The following is a 19,156-nucleotide window of genomic DNA, read 5'->3' on the forward strand; positions in this document are numbered from 1 at the left end:
GTTCTCGCTGACGATCATGTATCGAGCTTCTTTTCGGTGGTGTCAGGCGCCCACCAAATGACGATGAGCCCTAGAAGATAGATAAGTCCGCAGGTCGCTCCGACTTTTGGATACGAACCGCCCATCGCGGCGAAAAGGCCACCGGCGGCCAATACACCCAGTGCAGTAGCGAAGCGGCCAACGTTATAAGCGATGCCGCTCCCGGCAGCGCGTACCCGCGTGGGAAACAGCTCCGGCAGATACAGGGGCAACCAGCCGAAGAACAACGTAGCGACGAAGCCCTGCGCGAACACGATGGGCAGGAATGACGCCTGCAGCGGCGCGGTGCCGAGGAACATCAATGACGTTATGGCCGTCGTGGCCGCGCTGATGATCGCGTAGGCACGGCGGCGTCCAAGCCAGGCGGCAATCTGTGCTCCAAAGAAGCTACCCATCACGGCGCCGAGCGCCCACCAACCCTGCGTGATAGCTTTGTAGCCCGCCTCAGCCGCGCCGCCGACCTTGTCCGCCCACGGAATCATCCACTTGCTCGCCGCCCACGCGCCAACCATGGGAACGGAGCCGAGAAGAATGCCGATTACCGTGAGACGGAGCAGCGGCGGACGCAGGAGTTCGCGCAGGATCCCCTCAGAGCGTGCATTGGCAGAGGAGGCGAGGGAGCTCTGGCCTTCTTCGCCCAGAGCCCAGCGGGTCCCATTTCGTCTACCGTTGCGGGACGCCAGCCACAATGGCGACTCCGGAATCACCGTCAAGGCGAGCAAGCCGAGCACAGCGGGCGCGGCGGCGAGTTGAAAAATCCAACGCCAGGATTCCGGTGTGATGTGCCAGGTGCGGGCGATTTGCGAGAGCATGAGAATGCCGCCATTCAGGGCCGCGCCCATGAGCCCGGCGATGATGGGACGCGACTTATCCGGCCAACACTCAGCGGCGAGAGCCACGGCATTCGGCCACACGCCGCCCACGCCCAGACCCACCATGAAACGCAGCACGAGCATTTGTTCCTGCGTTTTCACAAAGGCGCCAAGCCCGGCGAAGATCGAGTAAAACACCACGCTGACTCCGAGTGCCCGCGTGCGGCCAACCCGATCCCCCAGACTGCCAAGAACGATTCCCCCAACGGCCGCACCGAGCATCAGCGCTGCCGTGAATCGCGCAAACCAATCGCCGCCCAACGCCGGCGTGAAGGCGTCGCCCAGCAGGCTCTGCGATACAGACAGGGAAGCCACGGGCATCAGGCCCAACTCGACGCCATCGAACAGCAGGCCGCCGATGGCCGCGAACAACACGACGAAACGCGAAGAGTTGGAAAGCGATGTGGCCATGCGTGCTCAGTCCACCGCTTCGAACACACGGATGATGGCGCAGTTGTCCAACGGACCGAGCCCTTTCGATTCCGCCTGCTGCAGCAACTGGGCGTGAACGTCAGTCAAAGGTATCCGTGCGTGGCTCAGCTCGGCGGCCCTCTGAATCAAACGAACGTCCTTCAAATGCTGCGAAAGCCGGGCCTGCGGCTCGAAGTCGGCAGCGATCATTTTGTCGCCCTTTGTATCCATGACCCGCGAGTAGGACATGCTATCCCGCAACACAACCAGGGTCTGCTCAAGATCGAGATGCAGTTTTCCCGCAAAGGCCAGTCCTTCAGCCAGGACCGCCCGGTTCAATCCTAGCACCAAATTGCTCACCAATTTCAACTTGGCGGCGCTGCCCCAATCGCCAACGTGGTGGATCTTTCTCGCGAAACAAACCAGCATATCGTTGCACAACGCCGCCGCCGCCGCGGTTCCGCTCGTCATAGCCAGGACCTCGCCACGCCGGACCTGGCTGCTGTTCCCGGAAATTGTGGCCTCCACATAGGCCACCCGGTGCCCGGCCAATCGGCGGCCGGCCGCGGCAGCAGCCTCCGGGCGACCGGTCGTCGTATCCAAGATCACCTGTCCGGGACGAAGAAGGGGCTGCAGCTCATCGAGCACGGTTCGAACCACCTCACTATCCGGGAGGCTGAGGATAATCCGCCGGCAGGAAGTGATTAAATCGGTGACACTCGTTGCAGCACGCCCCCCTCGAGTGACGAACGCGGCCAAACAGCCGGGGTCGATGTCAAAGCCCTGCACCGTGAATCCATGGGCCAGCAGACGTTCCCCCATCGCGCTGCCCATCAGTCCCAAACCAATCAACCCAATGGAATCGCGTTCACCGACTTCCTTCTTAACCGCGGCAATCGACGATGTTTCTGATCCATCAGGGGAAAAGGGCATGCCGTGCAGCCTAGCCGTCGCATTCCGCTGTGGACATGCAAAAATGACGAAGCCAACGAGCGGATTCGCGGCGCGGGCGCGGCCCCATGGTCGTGGGCCTTCCTCTCGACCCCCCGCCCCGCTTCTACCGGGGGGCGGCGATGCGGTGAGAAAGCAGATGCAACAGGTATCACGGCTGGACCCGGCCTAGCCCGAACTGATCGCCCGTGCGCACCGGCTTGCCGCCGCGGAAATGAATCTCCACGATCTTCTCGCTCATGACGGGGCGATTCTCCTCGTCAGTGAGCCGCGCCACTACCTTGCGCGTGGCGATGTCGATGATGTCGCCCGTGGACGGCCAAGCGTGACGGCCATCGAGGCGGAAGGTGACCCAGCCCGGTTCATCCCGCACGGAGAGACTGGCCACCTGCTTCGGCGGCATGACCGTGGCGTCGAAGACATGCATCCGCTGATTGTGCGCGTCGCACACCCAGAGCTCGCGCTCGTCCGGCGTGAGGCCGACCCCATGACTCGGGCAGCCGTGTCGCTTGACTGCTCCCTTGCTGAAACCGCTGACCTCGACGCGATGCAGCCTCTTCCCGGTCCTGAGATCACCGATCTCAAAGCCGAGCAGCTCGTTCACATTGACAAACACCAGCGATTGCGCGCCGTTGACCGTGAACGGCCGAATGGGCTGGGTGAACGGCCCGACCTCGCGGACAATCTGGCGCTTCGCTGTCGCGGCCACCCGCAGGTAAGGAGAGCGCAGACCAGCGAGGTACACCTCGTTGCCGTCCAATCCACAGATCGTGTTGTGAGCGCCTGCCTGAATCTCGATCCGGCGCAGCACATCGCCGTTCACCCCATTCACCACATTCCAGTGATCCTTCTCCAAGGAAGGCAGGTAAATCTCCTTGCCATCCGGCGTCATCGACATGCGATCGCAGCCGCCCTCGTAGTTGCGCTCCCACAGCAGTTTCTCCGTGATCAGGTCGAGGCACAGGAGCGACGTGAGCGTGCTAATGTACATGCGACCCGTGGCGGCGCTTGCACAAACGCCTTTCACGTTGCTCGGCTTGCCCGCCGCATCCAGACCGCCGGTCGCTATGCGTCTCACGAAGCGATAATCGTGCTCGATGTCGAACACCAACAAGCCATGCCCGCCGTACTCGAGGTAATTCCGAATACCCGGCGTGGCGACGTACAGATAATGTCCATCTGCCGGGGCGCTGAACGCAGAGGATTGAACAAAGGGCGCGCCAGCAAACGCCAGCACGGACAAGAGGTGGGTCAGCAAAGTTCTCATGACGGTATTGTGTAACTAGGTGAACGCCCCGAGGCTGACACAGCGGGAGACCATTGGCGAACCGAATTGCCGCAAGGTCAATCGCCCACTGCTTGGCTATTCGGAAGGAAAGTTCCCGGTAGCCCAGGAAGCCACCTCCTGTTGTCATTCCCTCCTGCGGAGCCTGGTCTGACCCGCAACCGGAATCTCCCTCCGGGGGGCGGGAAGCTGCCCTTCCTTTCTGGAGTGCTTGTCGAAATTAATCACAGTTACCCTTCAGAGAATCAAGAATCAGCCGATGATCAGGAATAACTCTAAGCTCTTGATGGAATGCCTGAGGCAGACCAACGCAGCAACCTGACACAGTTAGCACCGCGATACGATTCAAGCCTATGCGCGACCCCGTTTCTCAAGATCCTAAACCTCAACCCAAATTATCCAGCCTCATCCGATGGATTTCCAGAGTCATCTGCAAGAACCCTACAACCACCAGCGTGGCTGCGTTCGCTCTCGTTTTGCTCCTCTGCTTCGCGCGTTGGCATCAGTCCTATGTAGGACCTACCATTCTGGATAGCCGCGGACTTGTTCAGAAACTGAACTTCTCCTTCTCTACTGTGGAACTAGGGTTGCTCCTTATCGGATTGACTCCCGAGGTGCTACGATGCTCGCTCGGCCTCATCTGGATCATTGCCTTACTATCCAAAGCCAAGTCCTTAATCATACTGCTATTGGAGTGGGGGGAGTGTAATCTTCTCCTTAAACGAGAACGCGAATTCAACTTCAGGAGAGATCAAAGAATCTTCGCGGGCAAGCCGATGGGGCACCTTTCGCTGGGTAGTTACGCATTGTGGGCGTTCTTACGATTGTCGATCGGCCTCTATTTGGCCTCGGAATGCGCGGCCGCCGCAGGCCGTAACGAGAGGCTCACTTACCCGACGATCTTCTGCTTCTATTTTGCCCTTCTCTTGATCCACCTTTCCCTAAGCCGGATAGGTGATGTTTTATTTATTGTCTACTGTGACGATTTCACCGGTTACCAGATTCTAGAACCGGTTCGCATCCTCACCGAACGTCACTTCAAGGCTCGAGAGGCGAAGGAAGCCGAGCGACGCCGCAGCCTCCCGCTGTGGTGTGGACCGACGCTGTTCATGGGCTGTGCGAGTGCAGGGATAGTTGGATATTTTTGGCTATCAGAATGGCAAAGAATATCTCTCCTCCAGGGCTGGGTGATAGGTTTCCTCGCCTGGGCTGCGCCGATGTATCTGACCCAGCTCAAACCCCGGGGTTGGCGAGCGTGGTCGTTTTCAAGCGTTGGAGCCGTCGTTGCCTATCTCCTGGCGGTGCTGATGGTCTGGCAGCCCTTAGCACCATTCCTCGGCTTGGGGGCCGTCTGGGGTATTGCGACCGGCTGGGGGGTGCTGAAGATCCACCAGTCCTCATGCGCCACTAGTTCTGGTGATAACTGTTGCACAAGATCAGATGACAGATAGCGGGTATTCAAAATGTTGCGTTAGGCAGTTTTGACCCGACCGAACTTCGTTCCGTTTAAGGCCCGTCCCAAAGATGGGACAATGTCTCCGGCTCGTTGGACTTCCACCCCTCCAATTTCCGGGACGAGGCACACCCAACTTCCACTCCAAGGTCGATTGCCGCTATGAAGTCCCACTGAGTCCTTAAAAACTTTAAGCCGGAGCACGGAACTGACGAGGTTTGAGCATCCCTACTCGGAAACCATACGATAGAAATCAAGAGGAAGGGCCGGGGGAACGGGCCACGGAGAGGTGGCTCCCGGGACATCTGCCCAGATAGGCGAGTTCAGGGTCGGCGTACGTTGCAAACGAAACCCGGAGGGCCAAGTCAGGGTGAGAGAACGAGCCTGGGCGGTGAATCCCAACTTGATCTGCCCTCCTTGGACTTTGACGACGCCGTGGTCCAAAGAGAACTGAGCGCCAGTGAATCCAATCAGCGTTCCCATGAGGTAGGCTGAACCGTCCGGTCCCATCCGAATGTTCTCGGTGACGACGGTGGCGTCGGTGCGGTTGAGCGCGGGATCTTTGTAGCTGCGGTCGCGGGATCCGTCAGGACGCAGCCGGACCATGAAGTCGGGAAGCGCCACACCAAACATTACCAAACTTCCATCAGGCTCCACTCCTACGTAGGGTGATCCGAGGTTAGGGATGGCCGGGATGAATCCTGTGTCGATGTCACCATCCAGTCGAATTCGGCGCAACGGCCCGGGTACCGATGCGCCGCGATAGGCAAACGCTCCGCTGATGTAAAGTTCGCCCTGGGGGCTCACTCGCGCGAAGGGCTCCCGAATCTGAGACACCTCGGCGCGCCCGCCATCCGCAAAGGAGCCATCGAGCCGGCCGGATTCATGCAGGCGGAAAATTTCATACCCGCTATACCCGACCGGTGCATTGGAACGGCCGGCGTTCACAAAGGCGTAGACCGTATTCGTTGGCCCGCTGACCATGTGAGTGACGAACGCGGCGTATAATCCAAGTTCGGCCAACGTCGGGGGAACAAAGCTTCCGACGCGTCCGCCGCTTGAATCCACCTCAGCGATGGGCAACCGCCCCGGGGTGCCGTTGGTTGGGTTGGGGTCCAGACTTTGGTTCCCATAAATGAACACGCGACCGCTGAAGGAGCTCATCGCGCCGCGTGGCTCCATTCCCGCCAGCTTAGGGTCGGCCGTCCCTGCCACCTGTCCATGCGTCGTCAGGGTGACGAAGCCGGTGGATCGTTGGAAGTTGACGTCATTGAACTCACCCACGACCGCGACCCGACCATCCCGAAAAAGGGCCATCCCCGTCGCAGTGCCGCGATTGGTGGAGCCAGGAACTATCGTAATATTGGTTACGATAGAAATGTTGGTGAGAAACCTCGACTCGATCACCGATCGAAACGTCACTGGCGAAAACGCCGGGTCAAGACTGCCGTTGGGCAGCAAGTGAGTCACCGTCGCGTGGCCGCCTGCGCCGTAGTTGATAAAGGTGCCGCCCGCAAAAAGACTACCATCATCCGCGATCGCCAGCGAGGTGGGGAATGTATCCGAACCCGCAATGGTGACAAAGTTCGTGTCCCTCGCTCCTGGAATTTGGGCGAATCCGGTTATCACCCCCAGGCAAAGCCACCAGACATAAAGGTGGAAAACTCGAGCGAAACCTCCAACTTGAACATTCTCATTCACAGCGGAACCAGACACTATTTGTCCCCAAGTTGGCAGTCAAGATGGTAGGATTGCGGGTTGAGCGACAGGGGCTTTGAGCTCACTCAGAGAGTTAATCTCACCCACCTGTAGTTACGCCCGAAAAATTCCTCTGCTAAACTTTGCATTTGCCATCGTTGCGGTCTGCCCTTACATTCAACCATATGGTTGAATTTGATTCACACCTTTTGGATCGAACCTTTGGAGCGCTGTCGGATCCGACTCGGCGGCGCATCCTAGAGCAATTGGCGAAAGGGGACGAATGCGTTACGGATCTGGCCCGCCCCCATGCGATGTCGCTCGCAGCAGTTTCGAAACATCTGATGGTTCTAGAAAAAGCTGGCCTGATTGAGAGGCGGCGCGAGGGGCGCGTCCATTCGCTGGCGTTGCAGCCCAAGCCGATGCAGGAAGCACAGGCCTGGATCAACCGATACCGAAAGTTTTGGGAAGGGAATTTGGATCAATTCGAGCACTACTTAGACAAACTACAAAAGCAGCAAAAGAACCATGACAACGGCCAATAACGAAGTGGAGAAGCCAGATAACGCGACGCTAGTCCTGAGGCGGATGTTGAACGTATCGCCCGAACTTGCGTTCCGCGCATGGACAACACCAGAGCACATCCAGCAATGGATGCGCCCGGAACCTGGAATGGTGGTTCCATCGGCCTTCATGAACTTGAGAGTGGGCGGGAAGTTTCGCATCCAGATGCAGAATCCAGAGGGCGAGTTCTTCACCGCGGCTGGAGAACTCAGGGAAGTTAAGGTTCCGGAGAAGATCGTCTACACATGGGATTGGGAGAAGGACGGTAGCGGTACTGAATTTGGCGAGGTCGAAGGGAAGCCATCCCTGATTACCGTTGAGTTTCTGAAGCGTGGTGAACGCACCGAGTTTGTGATGACGCACACGCGATTTGCCACCGTGGAGAGCCGGGATAACCATGCCCGCGGTTGGAGCCGAGCGGTGGACCACTTCGCAGAGTTTACCGAGCGTTAAACCCTTTACCGAAGCACGCCACTTTGTAGAGAGCGACTTACACTCAATAAAACTATGACCCAGATAGCCCTACCCTTCTCAGGCGGATGCGCCTGCGGCGCGATACGGTATGAATGCACCGCAGAGCCACTCGTCATGCTCAACTGTCACTGTCGCGATTGCCAACGATCGAGCGGAGGACCGTTCTCATCGCTCGTCGTTGTGTCCACTGAAGCCTTCAAGCTCTTGAAAGGCTCACCCCGTGTTCATGCAACACCGAGCGAGATGGGCGGCATGACCCATCGCGGGTTCTGTCCCGATTGCGGCTCGCCGATTAATGTCCAACCTCAAGCGGCCACACACATTGTCGCCATCCGAACGGCGAGCCTGGATGATCCGAGTTGGTTTCACCCACAGCTGGAGGTATGGACCTCCGACGCGCACCCTTGGGATAAGATGAACCCCGGACTACCCCGGTTTGAAAAGTACCCGCCACCTGGACGTTAGGTCGATTGCCAGTTGAACAGTCACGCACGGGACAGTCACTCGCCAAATCCGGTTACCCTTTTATCCGATCCGCCGGATCAAACACATCTGAACTCAACTGCATGCCCGCTCCAAGCATGGCAGATGCCATGCCGATCCGATGTCCAGGAATATTCACCCCTCGAATTCCGTTGAAGAATTCTTCGACAACCTCCTACCGGACAACCGCCAGATCCGCGAGAGGATTCAACAACGATTCTGTACGCCCAGCGTAGGAGCGTTCGACCTATTGCAAGAGATCGGCGCTCGCAGCTCAAGTCGCCACAGAAGCCGTCGATGGTCCTTCATGAAGGCTAATTCCTCGTTAGGTTCTGCGTCATCGCCATCACGGCATCGTTCTCCGCTCGGTCCACGCCGAATGACTTGCCTCGTTTATCTGGTAGGCACTCTGATCCTCCAAAGCGCCGAGCCAAGCGCGTTCGAGAAGCGAATCCTGGCGCTCGTGGATCGCCAAAACTTCGGCCAGGCAGTGACCCTGCTCGAGCGGGAGATCGAGTTGGAGAAGGAGCCGAACGTGGCGCTACGCTACCATGGCTTCCTCGGGGACATCTATTCCGCGATGTACGAAATCGACAAGGCCGTCACCCACTACGATGTCATCCTGAAAACGAATCCGCAGGACCCCAGCCTGTACTTTCGTAAAGCGCGGATTGTGGGAGCGAAGCTTGACCGACGAGAGGAGGCTCTGGGCTTGATCGACACCGCCATCGCGAAGGGGCTTCAAGACACCGAGGCCTACGCTATGCAGGGATTCCTCCGGCGATTGGCCTACGAAGCGGCTCAGGATCCCAAGGAAAGGGCAACTCAGTTGAAGCTGTGCCTGGGAAGCTACGGGAAGGCGGTGGAGTTGGATCCCAGGAACATCGCGGCGTGGGGCAACTCAGCCGACCTCATGTTCAACGCCGGCCTGTATCCGGAGGCCGAGGCCGCGTATCGGAAGGTGCTGGCACTGGCTCCGCAGTCCCTCAAGGCATCCACCCAACTGGCCCATGCTCAGATTCGCCAAGGGCAGGTCGAGTCAGGACTCAAAAGACTCCGACAAGCCGAACAGGAATTCGATCGCATGGCGGCGCCGAAGGGTCCGCCGATGGTCATTGCTCAATGGCTTGTGGAACGGGCGAGTGTCCAGTTCTGGATGTTGGAGGCGCTCATCACAATGAAGCGGGACCAGGAGTTAAAGGCCGTCGCGGAGAAACTGTTGAAGATGATGGAGCCACCCCCAGGCTTCGACCAGGAGGTGGAAAGTTTCGGGAAATGGCGGTCCTTCGCCAATGCCACCCTGGCTCAACTCGATCAGAAACCCATCCAGCCCGGCCCATCGCGATAACCCGACCCCAGGCACCTCCCACCAACCGGAGCCTGAATCCGTGTCCTTTCCTCGCGCACTCGGAGTCTCCCCGAAGCCCAGCATGGAAGCACCGCCCCTCCAGGAGACGCCGATCCACTATCACCCACCCCTCCCTACGACCAATCTCATGAACGTACGTTCGGGCACTTGGTCCGGCTCGACTACCAACTGGCTGAACGTACGTTCGCGGAATTGGTCATGCGCGGGCCGCCGCTTAGGGCGGCTCCTCCGGCCATCACTACCAAGTCAGGTCAGGCTCCACGTTGGCACGCTTCCAGAAATGGGCGATGTACGTCGTCCGCAGCCGTCAGCTTTCCCTGCCGGCGGAGGGATCCCTCCAATCTAATGGACGGGCACCTTCACATCCAGACCCAGGGGCTTCGACATCGTCAGTCTCGATCGGAACGCGGAGTCGCACCGAGACTTGTCTAGGCGGGAGCGAAAGAGTTGCAGAAGGTGGGCTTTTGAAGGAATCCCCGAGCAAATACTCCGCCAGGTTACGGAGAACAAGTGGCGGAGAGAGGGGGATTCGAACGCCCGCCCCTATCCTCCGAATTCGCCAGTAATTCAAGCAATTCCGCGCTGTCAGGGCAAGCACACACACACGGGGACACACAAAGTCCCGGCAAGGACAGTCCAGAACTGACGCGGCTGGTCAGGGTTTGGGGGAAGCTCCCTGTCCACATTCAGAAAACAATCCTCACTTTGGTGGATGCTCATGAGCCGCCTCCCGAAGCGGCTTCGGACCGGCCAGACCTTCGGGTAGCCTGATTCCGAAAGTCGCTTCACCCCTCCTCCCGTTTCAGGATGCCGAACACGGAACTGTGCAGACGCAGTTCGCCGGTGTGGGCGCGGTTGACCATCGCCCGGAAATACGCGCCGGGCTTTCGCACCGGGTCATTCTCGCGCTGCATCGCCTGATCGGTCAGCACAAGGCAGACGGTGGCCCCTATTCTGCCCAGGGTCAGGCACGCCTCGCCCCAATTGCTCTGGCTGATTTGAAGCTCTGATTTCAGGCGATAGGCCGCTTCAACGAGGTCGTTCCAGTTCATGGGTCTTGGCTCGATGGGGATGTGGGCTTTGAAGCGCTCACTGGCGGCGTTAAGGATTTGTTTCGGGGAAATGTGCTGGATGCCGGTGGCAAGCACCAAGTCCTGAGCCCCCTCCTCCCTGCTTCTGTCTCGGGCAGCTTTGCCCTCTGATTTGGGGCTGACTGGTTCGACTACGCTTTCCCGAAAGCAACTGGCGGCACGCCTACCTGTATCTGATTCATCAGATGATTCTTGGTTGGTAAGATTATTGTGGGCGACATTTCTGTCGTCATCGGACGACGGTTTATCCGATTTCCTGACCTCGTGAGGGCCTTCGGCATCCGCCGTGATCTCCCGGTGAAGCTCGCGGTGGGATGCCAGCAGCGCCCGCAAATCCTCAAGGCTCATGTAGGTGCGGATGGGAACAGCCAGGGCTTGGTAACGCGTGGCGGCTGACAACATCCAGTCCGGCCTGTCAGCCCCCTCCTCGGCTTCGGCCATCCGGCCACAGATTTGACGGCGATGCCAGGAAATCTGCCGCTTGGTTTCCATCCAGGCGCGGTCGTAAAGTTCCTTCTCCTGCAATTTCGCCTCAAGGTCTGCTTTCAGATATGCGAGCGGTGTCAGGTCCACGCCGTAGGCATAAAGAATGCGCCCCGTCTTGGCGCAACGCTGGCCGTAGCGCCGGTGGTTGCCGCTGTCATTCCACGTCAGCGCCCCCGCCTCGAATAGCGCCTGCTCAAGGCGCTGAATCTGACGCTCGGACACGCCGAGGTCGAGCGCGGTCTTGGACAGGGATTGATAAACGACGGGGCGAGCCCCCTCCTCCCAATCGCTGTCGCGGGTGAAGGCCATGTAGTAATCCAGCAGGTGAATCATCCGTGCCGAAAACCCGGCGGCTTTTCCGGCCCGCTTAACGAGGAGCAAGAGCCGGTAACGGTCGGTGTTGGCCTCCAGCCCGGCGAAGTCTTCGCACTGCTGCTGGGCGTGACGAAGCTCGGCGGAACTGATCCGCCCGCCCCTGCTGTTTGGGATGCCAGGCGGGACGGAAGGCAGTTCCGATGATAGATGGTGCATGATCTCCAAGCGCGGCCTTGGAAAGCTGGGGAAAAGCACGCAAAAATCCGTTGCAGATTCACGGGTGAATTGCATTCCGATTCGGGCGGTGATACGATTGCTTTCAGATAGACGAAATCGTTTCCCCTAAGACGAACCGCTGCGCCAACAGCGGTTTTTCTTTTTATGGCTTTGGACGGTCGGGCGCTTCCTCTTTGGTTGGTTGAACGGACGGGGTGCTTCGCCCTGAGAGGCGAGGCGGTGGGCAATTCCCGGTTTACATAGCGCTGCAAAAACCCTGTGCAAATCCAAGAATCGTTAATCTGACAGTAGCAGAAGTCAGGTGGACAATCCAGTTGACGAACCCTGACACGGCCTGACGGTCAGGCTCGCAAGGCGTCAGGCAATGAAATCGCGGGCTTGGGAGTAGGGGTGTCAGGTTGACAGTCCGCCCTGACTGTCAGCGTGTCCACAGATGGGCGTCAGGTCTGACGGTGGTTGACCGGGAGGAGGGGGGTGGTCAGGTGTCAGGAAAACGATTACACTGGCCGCTGTTGGGTTTTCTTCGATGTCAGGAGTTGTCAGATGTCCCATAAGGTCAGTGTCAGGGAAGCCGCGTTTCTCACCGGCAAAAGCCGCGAGACGATCAATACCGCCACCAAGGACGGCATTCTTTCCTTCACGCTCAACGAGCGAAATCACAAGGTCATTGATATTGCCGAACTGGAGCGGGTGTATCCGCTGGTGAAATCCCCGGAGGACCTGGAGCGGTCAGGTGTTGTCAACGACGGTCAGGAACTGACGGAGGGCGGTCAGTCAGATTTGCGGGAACAGGTGGCGGTCTTGCGGGAGCGGCTGGAAAGCAGTCTTAGGGAAAACGGGCAACTGAGCGCTGAACGCGAGCGCGAGCGCCGCCAGTTGGAGGACCAGATTGAAACCCTGCGCACGAGCCTGGAGAAGGCCCAGGATCAACACAGCAAGGCGATGCTGCTGCTGACGCACCAGAACGGGGAGGAGGGGGCTGCCGGTCAAAATAACCAGATAAAGGCGCTGGAAGAAACCATGCTGAAAATCCGGCGGCAGAACAGACGGCTTTATGATGAACTCCAAGCCCAAAAAGCGCAGTCGTTTTGGAAGCGGTTGTTCGGCTGACCGACCCCAAGAGATCGTCACCGGAAACTCGGTTTTCAGAAATCAATCGTGGACGCGGATAGCTCAATTTGGTTTTCTTTCTCTCTTGGAAGAAAAAGCGACATGAGTTTTTGTCATAACGCATTTCTGAGGGGAATTCTATGTCTGAGCCGACCATCACTTGCCCCAAGTGCAAGAACGAGATCAAGCTGACGGAATCGTTGGCTGCCCCTCTGATTGAATCCACGCGGCGCGACTACGAACAACGGCTGGCAAAAAAGGATTTGGATATAGCCGGTCGGGAAAAAGCCATTCAAGAGCAGCAAGCGGCCCTCTCGAAGGCCAGGGAATCCCTTGAGAGCCAAGTAGCGGAGCGGATGCAGCAGGAGCGCCAGAAAATTGCTGCGGAGGAGGGGCGTAAAGCAAAACTGGCCCTTTCAAATGACTTGGAACAAAAGGCCAAAGAGGTAAATGACCTTCAGGAAATTCTGAAGGCAAAGGACGCCAAACTTTCCGAAGCGCAAAAGGCACAAGCCGAGTTGATCAAAAAGCAACGGGAATTGGACGATGCCAAGCGCGAACTCGATTTAACTGTCGAAAAGCGGGTGTCTGAAGGATTGAACGCTACCCGGCAGCAAGCGCGCAAGGAGGCGGAAGAAGAACTGAAGCTCAAGGTTTCAGAGAAAGAGCAAACGATTGCTTCCATGCAGAAGCAAATCGAAGAACTGAAACGCCGCGCGGAACAAGGCTCGCAACAACTCCAAGGCGAGGTCCAGGAATTGGAGTTGGAAACACTGCTGCGGACAAAGTTCCCTTTCGATAATGTTGAGCCGGTGCCGAAGGGTGAGTTTGGCGGAGATGCACTGCAAAAAGTTCACAGTCCGCTTGGGCAGCTTTGCGGCACTATTCTCTGGGAATCCAAACGCACCAAAAACTGGAGCGATGGCTGGCTGGCCAAGTTGCGCGATGATCAGCGGAGCGCCAAGGCCGACATCGCCGTCCTGGTCAGTCATGTTTTGCCCAAAGAAACTGAGGCATTTGACCTGATTGACGGGATTTGGGTCACGCATCCGCGTGTCGCAATCCCTGTCGCAATTATGTTGCGGCAGTCCTTGATCGAATTGGCGGTGGCGCGGCAGTCATCCGAAGGCCAGCAATCTAAAATGGAAATGCTGTATTCGTATCTCACTGGCCCTCGTTTCCGGTTGCGGGTTCAGGCCATTGTAGAAGCGTTTTCCAACATGAAGGAAGACTTGGACAAAGAGAAAAAGGCCATAACGAAGCAATGGGCCAAACGCGATGAACAAATTGAGCGCGTGATGCAAGCGACGGTGGGCATGTATGGCGACATGCAGGGAATTGCGGGCAAGACGTTGCAGGAAATAGAAGGGTTGGAAATGAAGGCACTGGAGGCTTCAAAAGCCTCCAGCCAGCTTGGAGATTGAGCGTATGAGTGAAAATATCGCCCTAAAACATGATCCTCGTGGCTCCCTTTGGCATCGGTGGGATTTGCATTTCCATACGCCACGCTCTTTTGATTACGAAAACGGAAGTGTCACAAATCAACAAATTGTTGACGGGCTTGTTGAAAAGGGTATTCGCGTTGTAGCTATTACAGACCATCATCAAATTGATGTTTCCCGTATTCGGGAACTGCAAAAACTCGGTGAAAATAAACTTACGGTCTTGCCGGGCATTGAGCTTCGCGACGATCACGGTGGAAATCCGATTCACTACATCTGCATTTTTCCCGAAGACTGTGATCTCGACCACCTTTGGACAACGCTTCAAGGCAATTTGGGATTAACAAACGTAGCAATCCAAAACAAGGGCGGAGATGACAAAGTTTATGTGCCGATTGAAAAAGGCGCAGAGGAAACCAGAAAGTTAGGTGGGGTTGTTTCAATTCATGCAGGGAGTAAAAGCAATTCCATAGAAGGAATTAAAAATAAAGAACAGTTTCAGCAGCAGATTAAATACGACATTACAAAACACTGGGTGGACCTGATGGAAATTGGGCAGCTAAAGGACATCGACATACATCTAAATAAAATATTTCCGGCGACGGGTTTAGAAAAGCCGCTAATCATTTGCTCCGACAATCACAATATAGAGCAATACACCATTAAGTCGCCGCTCTGGTTCCGCGCTGATCCCACGTTTCGTGGTCTGCTCATGGTATTGCGGGAACCTCATGGGCGAGTTTTCATTGGTGAACGCCCGCCGGAGCATGTGCGTGTCGAACAAAACCCAACGAAATATCTTCGTGGAATATCGTTTGAACGCAAACCGACTGCACCTGCCACTGAAAAGTGGTTCGACGGCAGCATTTCATTCAACCCCGGCCTTGTAGCAATCATTGGGAATAAAGGCAGCGGCAAAAGCGCTCTTTCGGATATGCTCGGCCTCCTTGGAGCGAGCAAGAACGCGGACTCGTTTTCATTTCTTAGCAAGCACCGGTTTCGCCATCCGACCGGCGGCCATGCTCCTCATTTTGAAGCAACGCTTGAATGGCATTCGGGGGAAAAGATCACCCGTTGTTTAGCCGATTCAACCCCGCACGAGGAGGTTGAACGTCTTAAATACCTACCTCAAGAGCATGTAGAAAAAGTTTGTAACGAGCTCGCCGGTATTGGGGAAAAGACCTTTGAACAAGAACTCAAGACGGTCATCTTTTCTCATGTTCCAGAATCTTTGCGGCTTGGCCAGGGAACCTTAGATGAGCTTGTGCGTTTCCAGACGGGCGAAAAGCAAAAGCGCATTGATTCACTTCTGAAGCAACTTCGGGAAATTAGCCGGTCGCGGGCTGCACTCGAAGTGCAGGCTGATCCGGCGTCCAAACTGGAAATATCAGAGAAGATAAAGCGCCGCGAACTAGAACTTGAGGCGCATGACAAAGCCAAGCCTGTCGAAAAGCTCAACCCCGCTGCAACCGGGGGCGACACGCCGCCTGATCCTGCATTGATTCAAAGTCTGACTGACGCTGAAAAGGCAAAAAAGGATATTGAAGGAAAAATTGCCCAGGCGGAAGAAAGTCTGCGATTGTCAGAACGTCGGTCGGCTGTCGCTGGCCGACTGTTGGAAAAGATTGATAACTTCAAAAAGGAGTATGATGTTTTTCTGACTTCCTTGGATGAGGATGCCACGGAACTCGGTCTGAAACCCTCCGATTTGGTATCGCTCAAAATCAAAAAGACTGATGCGGAGAAAGTCAGAAATGAAGCTTCTGCAAAAATAGCTGCAACGAAGTTGGAGCTAGACGATGAAAATCCGGTTGGCCTTAAAAAACAACTGCTCGATAGCCAAACCAAGCTGGGAGATCTTCAGGCGAAACTCGATGCCCCTAATCGCGCATATCAGGCTTACCTAAAGGAATTGTCTGACTGGCAGGAGAAGCGGACAAAACTGGAAGGAAGTGAAACCGATACAGAGTCATTGAAGGGACTCAAGGCCGGGCTTGTGGCCCTGAACGACCTCCCTGCGAAAATTGCGGCATTGAAATTGGAACAAATCACCCTTGCTTTGGAGATTCACGGTGAAAAGCTTGCTCAAGCTGCGGTGTATCGGACGCTTTATGAGCCTGTTCAAAAATTTATTGATTCCCACGTTCTCGCCAAAGATAAGTTGAAACTGGAGTTTCGTGCCGAACTAGCCAACGAAGACTTCACCGACCGCCTCCTTAGCTTGCTGGCTCTGAATCGGAAAGGTAGTTTCATGGGAACGGATGATGGGCGGGCCAAAGCGAACGGCTTTGTGGAACTCGTAAACTGGCAGGAAACGGAATCGGTGCGCGGATTTCTTGACAGTGTTGATCAAGCTTTACATGCGAACCAACGCGAAAAACCACCCGTGCCGGTTCAACTGCGCGACCAGCTTCCAAAGGGTAAAAAGGCAGAGGACATTTTCGACTTGCTCTACGGCTTGGAATACATACAGCCGCGCTACATTCTGCGATGGGAAGGTAAAGACATCTCAATGCTCTCTCCGGGCGAGCGCGGGACTTTACTGCTTGTGTTCTTTTTGTTGATTGAAAAGGGGGATACGCCGTTGCTCATTGACCAGCCGGAAGGCAATTTGGACAACCACACTGTTGCTAAGGTGTTGGTAGATTGCATCAAAGAGGCACGCAAGCGGAGACAGGTATTTATTGTAACGCATAATCCCAATCTTGCAGTGGTCTGCGATGCCGACCAGATAATCCACGCCAATATGGATAAGGCTGGCAATAACGCCATCACATACCGCAGTGGAGCTTTGGAAAATCCGGCGATGAGTCAGTATGTGACAGATGTTTTGGAAGGCACTCGTTGGGCGTTTGGTGTGCGCCGGGAAAAGTATGAGGTGGGCAAATGACAAAATCTCGCGCGGACATAAATCGCAGTTCGTCGGCTTCCAAGAAAATCATTCAAGGTTCGCTTTTTGAGGATGATTACCTCGTAAAAAGCTTGGGCAACATTGTCCGCGACGCAGAATACGCTCTGACGGAGCTCGTGGCTAACGCGTGGGATGCAGGCGCAACGAAAGTAAACATCGTCATTCCACCGCAGCCCAATGGGATTATCAAGGTTGTAGATAATGGTGTGGGATTGACCGCCGATGAATTCAAGCAACGGTGGATGAAGTTGGGGTATAACCGGCAAAAGCATCAAGGCTTGCAGGTAACATTTCCGCCAGATGTTGACGGTGGTAAGCGGCGGGCCTACGGGCGCAATGGTATCGGACGGCACGGCATGTTCTGTTTTGCAGACAGTTACCTTGTGGTCACTAAACGAGCTGGAACGGTCTCGGAATTTGAAATTGAACTGTCCAGTGGGGAACACCCCTTTATCATACGGTCGGAAAAATCGCACAAAGGCGATGGCTTTGGCACAACGGTTCAGGCTGAAGTTGGTCGCAACATTCCAGATGCGAATGCGATTCGTGAGACGATTTCCGCACGCTTCATCCATGACCCCCGATTTGTTATTTCGGTCAATGGCGTGACCATTTCCCTGGCTTCACACCCCGGCGCGGATGATCCTGTAAAATTGAACGTGCCTGATTGCGGCGAAGTGGAGGTTGTTTTGCTTGATACGCAAAAGAGTGCGCGAACCAAGCAAAAACAAGGCTTTGCATTTTGGGTTCAAAACCGACTCGTCGGGGAGCCAAGTTGGACTGTAGGCAGCTTCACGCCGATTGATGCGAGAACTACTTTCGGTCGCCGGTTTACAATTCTCGTCCGGTGCGATTGCATGGAATCAGAATTGGAAGCTGATTGGTCGGGCTTTAAGAAAGGGGCAAAGCGCAATACGTTCTTCAAGGCCCTGAACGACTTTGCTTTGGAAAAATATCAGGAGTTTTCCAAGGAGAAGATTGATGAAACCAAGCGGCGTGCATTTGAGGATAATCTTGCTTCGATTCGGCCATTAAGTGGTGCCGGGCGGGTCGAGGTGGCTGCTTTTGTGGAATCCGTTGTTGAGCGTGAACCAACAATAAAGCCCGAGTCGCTTTCGACGGCTGTTCAAGCCATCATCAATTTGCAGCAGACCAAAAGCGGCCAACGGCTTTTAGAAAAGCTTTCTGCGCTGCCGAGCGATGATGTTGCTGCTTTAGATCGGCTGCTGTCCGAGTGGTCAGCACAGGATGCGCTCACAGTTTTGGACGAAATCGATCATCGGATTGGCACGGTTAGAGCCATTGAGCTTCTTGCTAACAAGAAGGAGACCGACGAACTTCACACCCTTCATCCGCTGGTAACGGAAGCGCGGTGGCTATTTGGGCCAGAATTTGAGACAAACGAATATGCTTCCAACGTCAGCCTAAAAAATGCCGTCAACACGGTGTTTAAGGTGGAAAGCAAAAGAGAGGATTACCCTAACTGGCGCAAACGCCCGGACCTGCTGATGTTGGCGGACTCTACAATCAGCGCCGTTGCCCTGGAAGATATTGATCTCAAAGATGGGCTGGCTGCCACGCGAAAAGTGCTCTTGCTGGAATTAAAAAAAGGCGATTCCAAAATAGGCCGGACTGAACTTAACCAAGCCGAGGAGTATATTGACGCGATTCGCAATTCTGGATGTATCAACGGAAACTTTTTCACTCAAAGTTTTGTTCTCGGAAGTCGGATTGACACTAGCGTCACGCTTGAAAAGAAACTCTCAGCGAACGGCGTAGAACACGCCGCAATCAAAGGCGTCTGCTACTCTACTCTTACGCAAACTGCATCCAAGAGACTGTTCAAGTTGAAAGAGCGGCTTGAAGAACGGTATGCGGCCGTTTCGCAGGGCAGTCGGTCAAAGGTGCTGGATCAGTTGCTCAGTCAACAGGTAATGAACCTCAAATAGGATTCAGTGGCGGACC

14 protein-coding genes are annotated in these 19,156 nt (G+C 55.8%); 9 read left to right on the plus strand and 5 right to left on the minus strand.

Going from position 1 to position 19,156, the window contains the following annotated elements:
- Nucleotides 1-14 precede the first annotated feature (14 nt).
- From JNN07_21445 to JNN07_21455, 3 genes are all read right to left on the minus strand, one after another.
- Nucleotides 15-1,322: an MFS transporter gene (locus JNN07_21445; protein MBL9170315.1), complete on the minus strand. Its 1,308-nt coding sequence runs from the start codon at nt 1,320-1,322 to the stop codon at nt 15-17.
- A gap of 6 nt (nt 1,323-1,328) precedes the next feature.
- Nucleotides 1,329-2,255 (minus strand): NAD(P)-dependent oxidoreductase, encoded by a 927-nt coding sequence (locus JNN07_21450; protein ID MBL9170316.1) that lies wholly within the window; start codon nt 2,253-2,255, stop codon nt 1,329-1,331.
- Between the two features lie 169 nt (nt 2,256-2,424).
- A complete protein-coding gene (locus JNN07_21455) occupies nt 2,425-3,540 on the minus strand; it encodes a hypothetical protein (protein ID MBL9170317.1) in 1,116 nt (371 codons plus the stop codon).
- A 371-nt stretch (nt 3,541-3,911) separates the two neighbouring features.
- Here JNN07_21455 and JNN07_21460 point away from each other — a divergent pair, with 371 nt between their 5' ends.
- On the plus strand, nt 3,912-5,009 hold the full coding sequence (locus JNN07_21460; protein MBL9170318.1) for a hypothetical protein: 1,098 nt from the start codon (nt 3,912-3,914) through the stop codon (nt 5,007-5,009).
- Between the two features lie 230 nt (nt 5,010-5,239).
- Here the strand turns inward: JNN07_21460 and JNN07_21465 are convergent, their stop codons facing one another.
- Nucleotides 5,240-6,712: a delta-60 repeat domain-containing protein gene (locus JNN07_21465; protein ID MBL9170319.1), complete on the minus strand. Its 1,473-nt coding sequence runs from the start codon at nt 6,710-6,712 to the stop codon at nt 5,240-5,242.
- Between the two features lie 182 nt (nt 6,713-6,894).
- On the opposite strand from JNN07_21465, the gene JNN07_21470 reads away from it, so the two are divergent.
- From JNN07_21470 to JNN07_21485, 4 genes are all read left to right on the plus strand, one after another.
- A complete protein-coding gene (locus JNN07_21470) occupies nt 6,895-7,254 on the plus strand; it encodes a winged helix-turn-helix transcriptional regulator (GenBank protein ID MBL9170320.1) in 360 nt (119 codons plus the stop codon).
- The gene (locus JNN07_21475; protein MBL9170321.1) at nt 7,238-7,726 is read left to right on the plus strand and encodes an SRPBCC domain-containing protein; all 489 of its coding nucleotides are present in this window, start codon (nt 7,238-7,240) and stop codon (nt 7,724-7,726) included. The genes JNN07_21470 and JNN07_21475 overlap by 17 nt, the downstream gene beginning before the upstream one ends.
- Before the next feature lie 135 nt (nt 7,727-7,861).
- Complete coding sequence (locus JNN07_21480; GenBank protein MBL9170322.1) at nt 7,862-8,212, plus strand: GFA family protein; 351 nt, start codon at nt 7,862-7,864, stop codon at nt 8,210-8,212.
- Between the two features lie 139 nt (nt 8,213-8,351).
- Nucleotides 8,352-9,578 (plus strand): tetratricopeptide repeat protein, encoded by a 1,227-nt coding sequence (locus JNN07_21485; GenBank protein ID MBL9170323.1) that lies wholly within the window; start codon nt 8,352-8,354, stop codon nt 9,576-9,578.
- A gap of 806 nt (nt 9,579-10,384) precedes the next feature.
- Here the strand turns inward: JNN07_21485 and JNN07_21490 are convergent.
- Nucleotides 10,385-11,782, minus strand: coding sequence for a hypothetical protein (locus JNN07_21490; GenBank protein MBL9170324.1), 1,398 nt, complete (start codon nt 11,780-11,782; stop codon nt 10,385-10,387).
- A 489-nt stretch (nt 11,783-12,271) separates the two neighbouring features.
- Here JNN07_21490 and JNN07_21495 point away from each other — a divergent pair, with 489 nt between their 5' ends.
- The 4 genes from JNN07_21495 to JNN07_21510 all read left to right on the plus strand — a co-directional run bounded on the left by JNN07_21495 (nt 12,272) and on the right by JNN07_21510 (nt 19,140).
- Complete coding sequence (locus tag JNN07_21495; protein MBL9170325.1) at nt 12,272-12,838, plus strand: hypothetical protein; 567 nt, start codon at nt 12,272-12,274, stop codon at nt 12,836-12,838.
- A 140-nt stretch (nt 12,839-12,978) separates the two neighbouring features.
- Nucleotides 12,979-14,262 carry a DUF2130 domain-containing protein gene (locus JNN07_21500; protein ID MBL9170326.1) on the plus strand — a complete coding sequence of 428 codons (1,284 nt, stop codon included), beginning with the start codon at nt 12,979-12,981 and terminating at the stop codon, nt 14,260-14,262.
- Nucleotides 14,263-14,266: 4 nt separating this feature from the next.
- Nucleotides 14,267-17,170 carry a PHP domain-containing protein gene (locus JNN07_21505; GenBank protein ID MBL9170327.1) on the plus strand — a complete coding sequence of 968 codons (2,904 nt, stop codon included), beginning with the start codon at nt 14,267-14,269 and terminating at the stop codon, nt 17,168-17,170.
- Entirely contained in the window at nt 17,167-19,140 is a 1,974-nt protein-coding gene (locus JNN07_21510) for an ATP-binding protein (protein MBL9170328.1), read from the plus strand. The genes JNN07_21505 and JNN07_21510 overlap by 4 nt, the downstream gene beginning before the upstream one ends.
- Nucleotides 19,141-19,156: the final 16 nt, after the last annotated feature.

This window comes from Verrucomicrobiales bacterium (genome assembly GCA_016793885.1).
Classification (GTDB): Bacteria; Verrucomicrobiota; Verrucomicrobiia; order Limisphaerales; family UBA11320; genus UBA11320.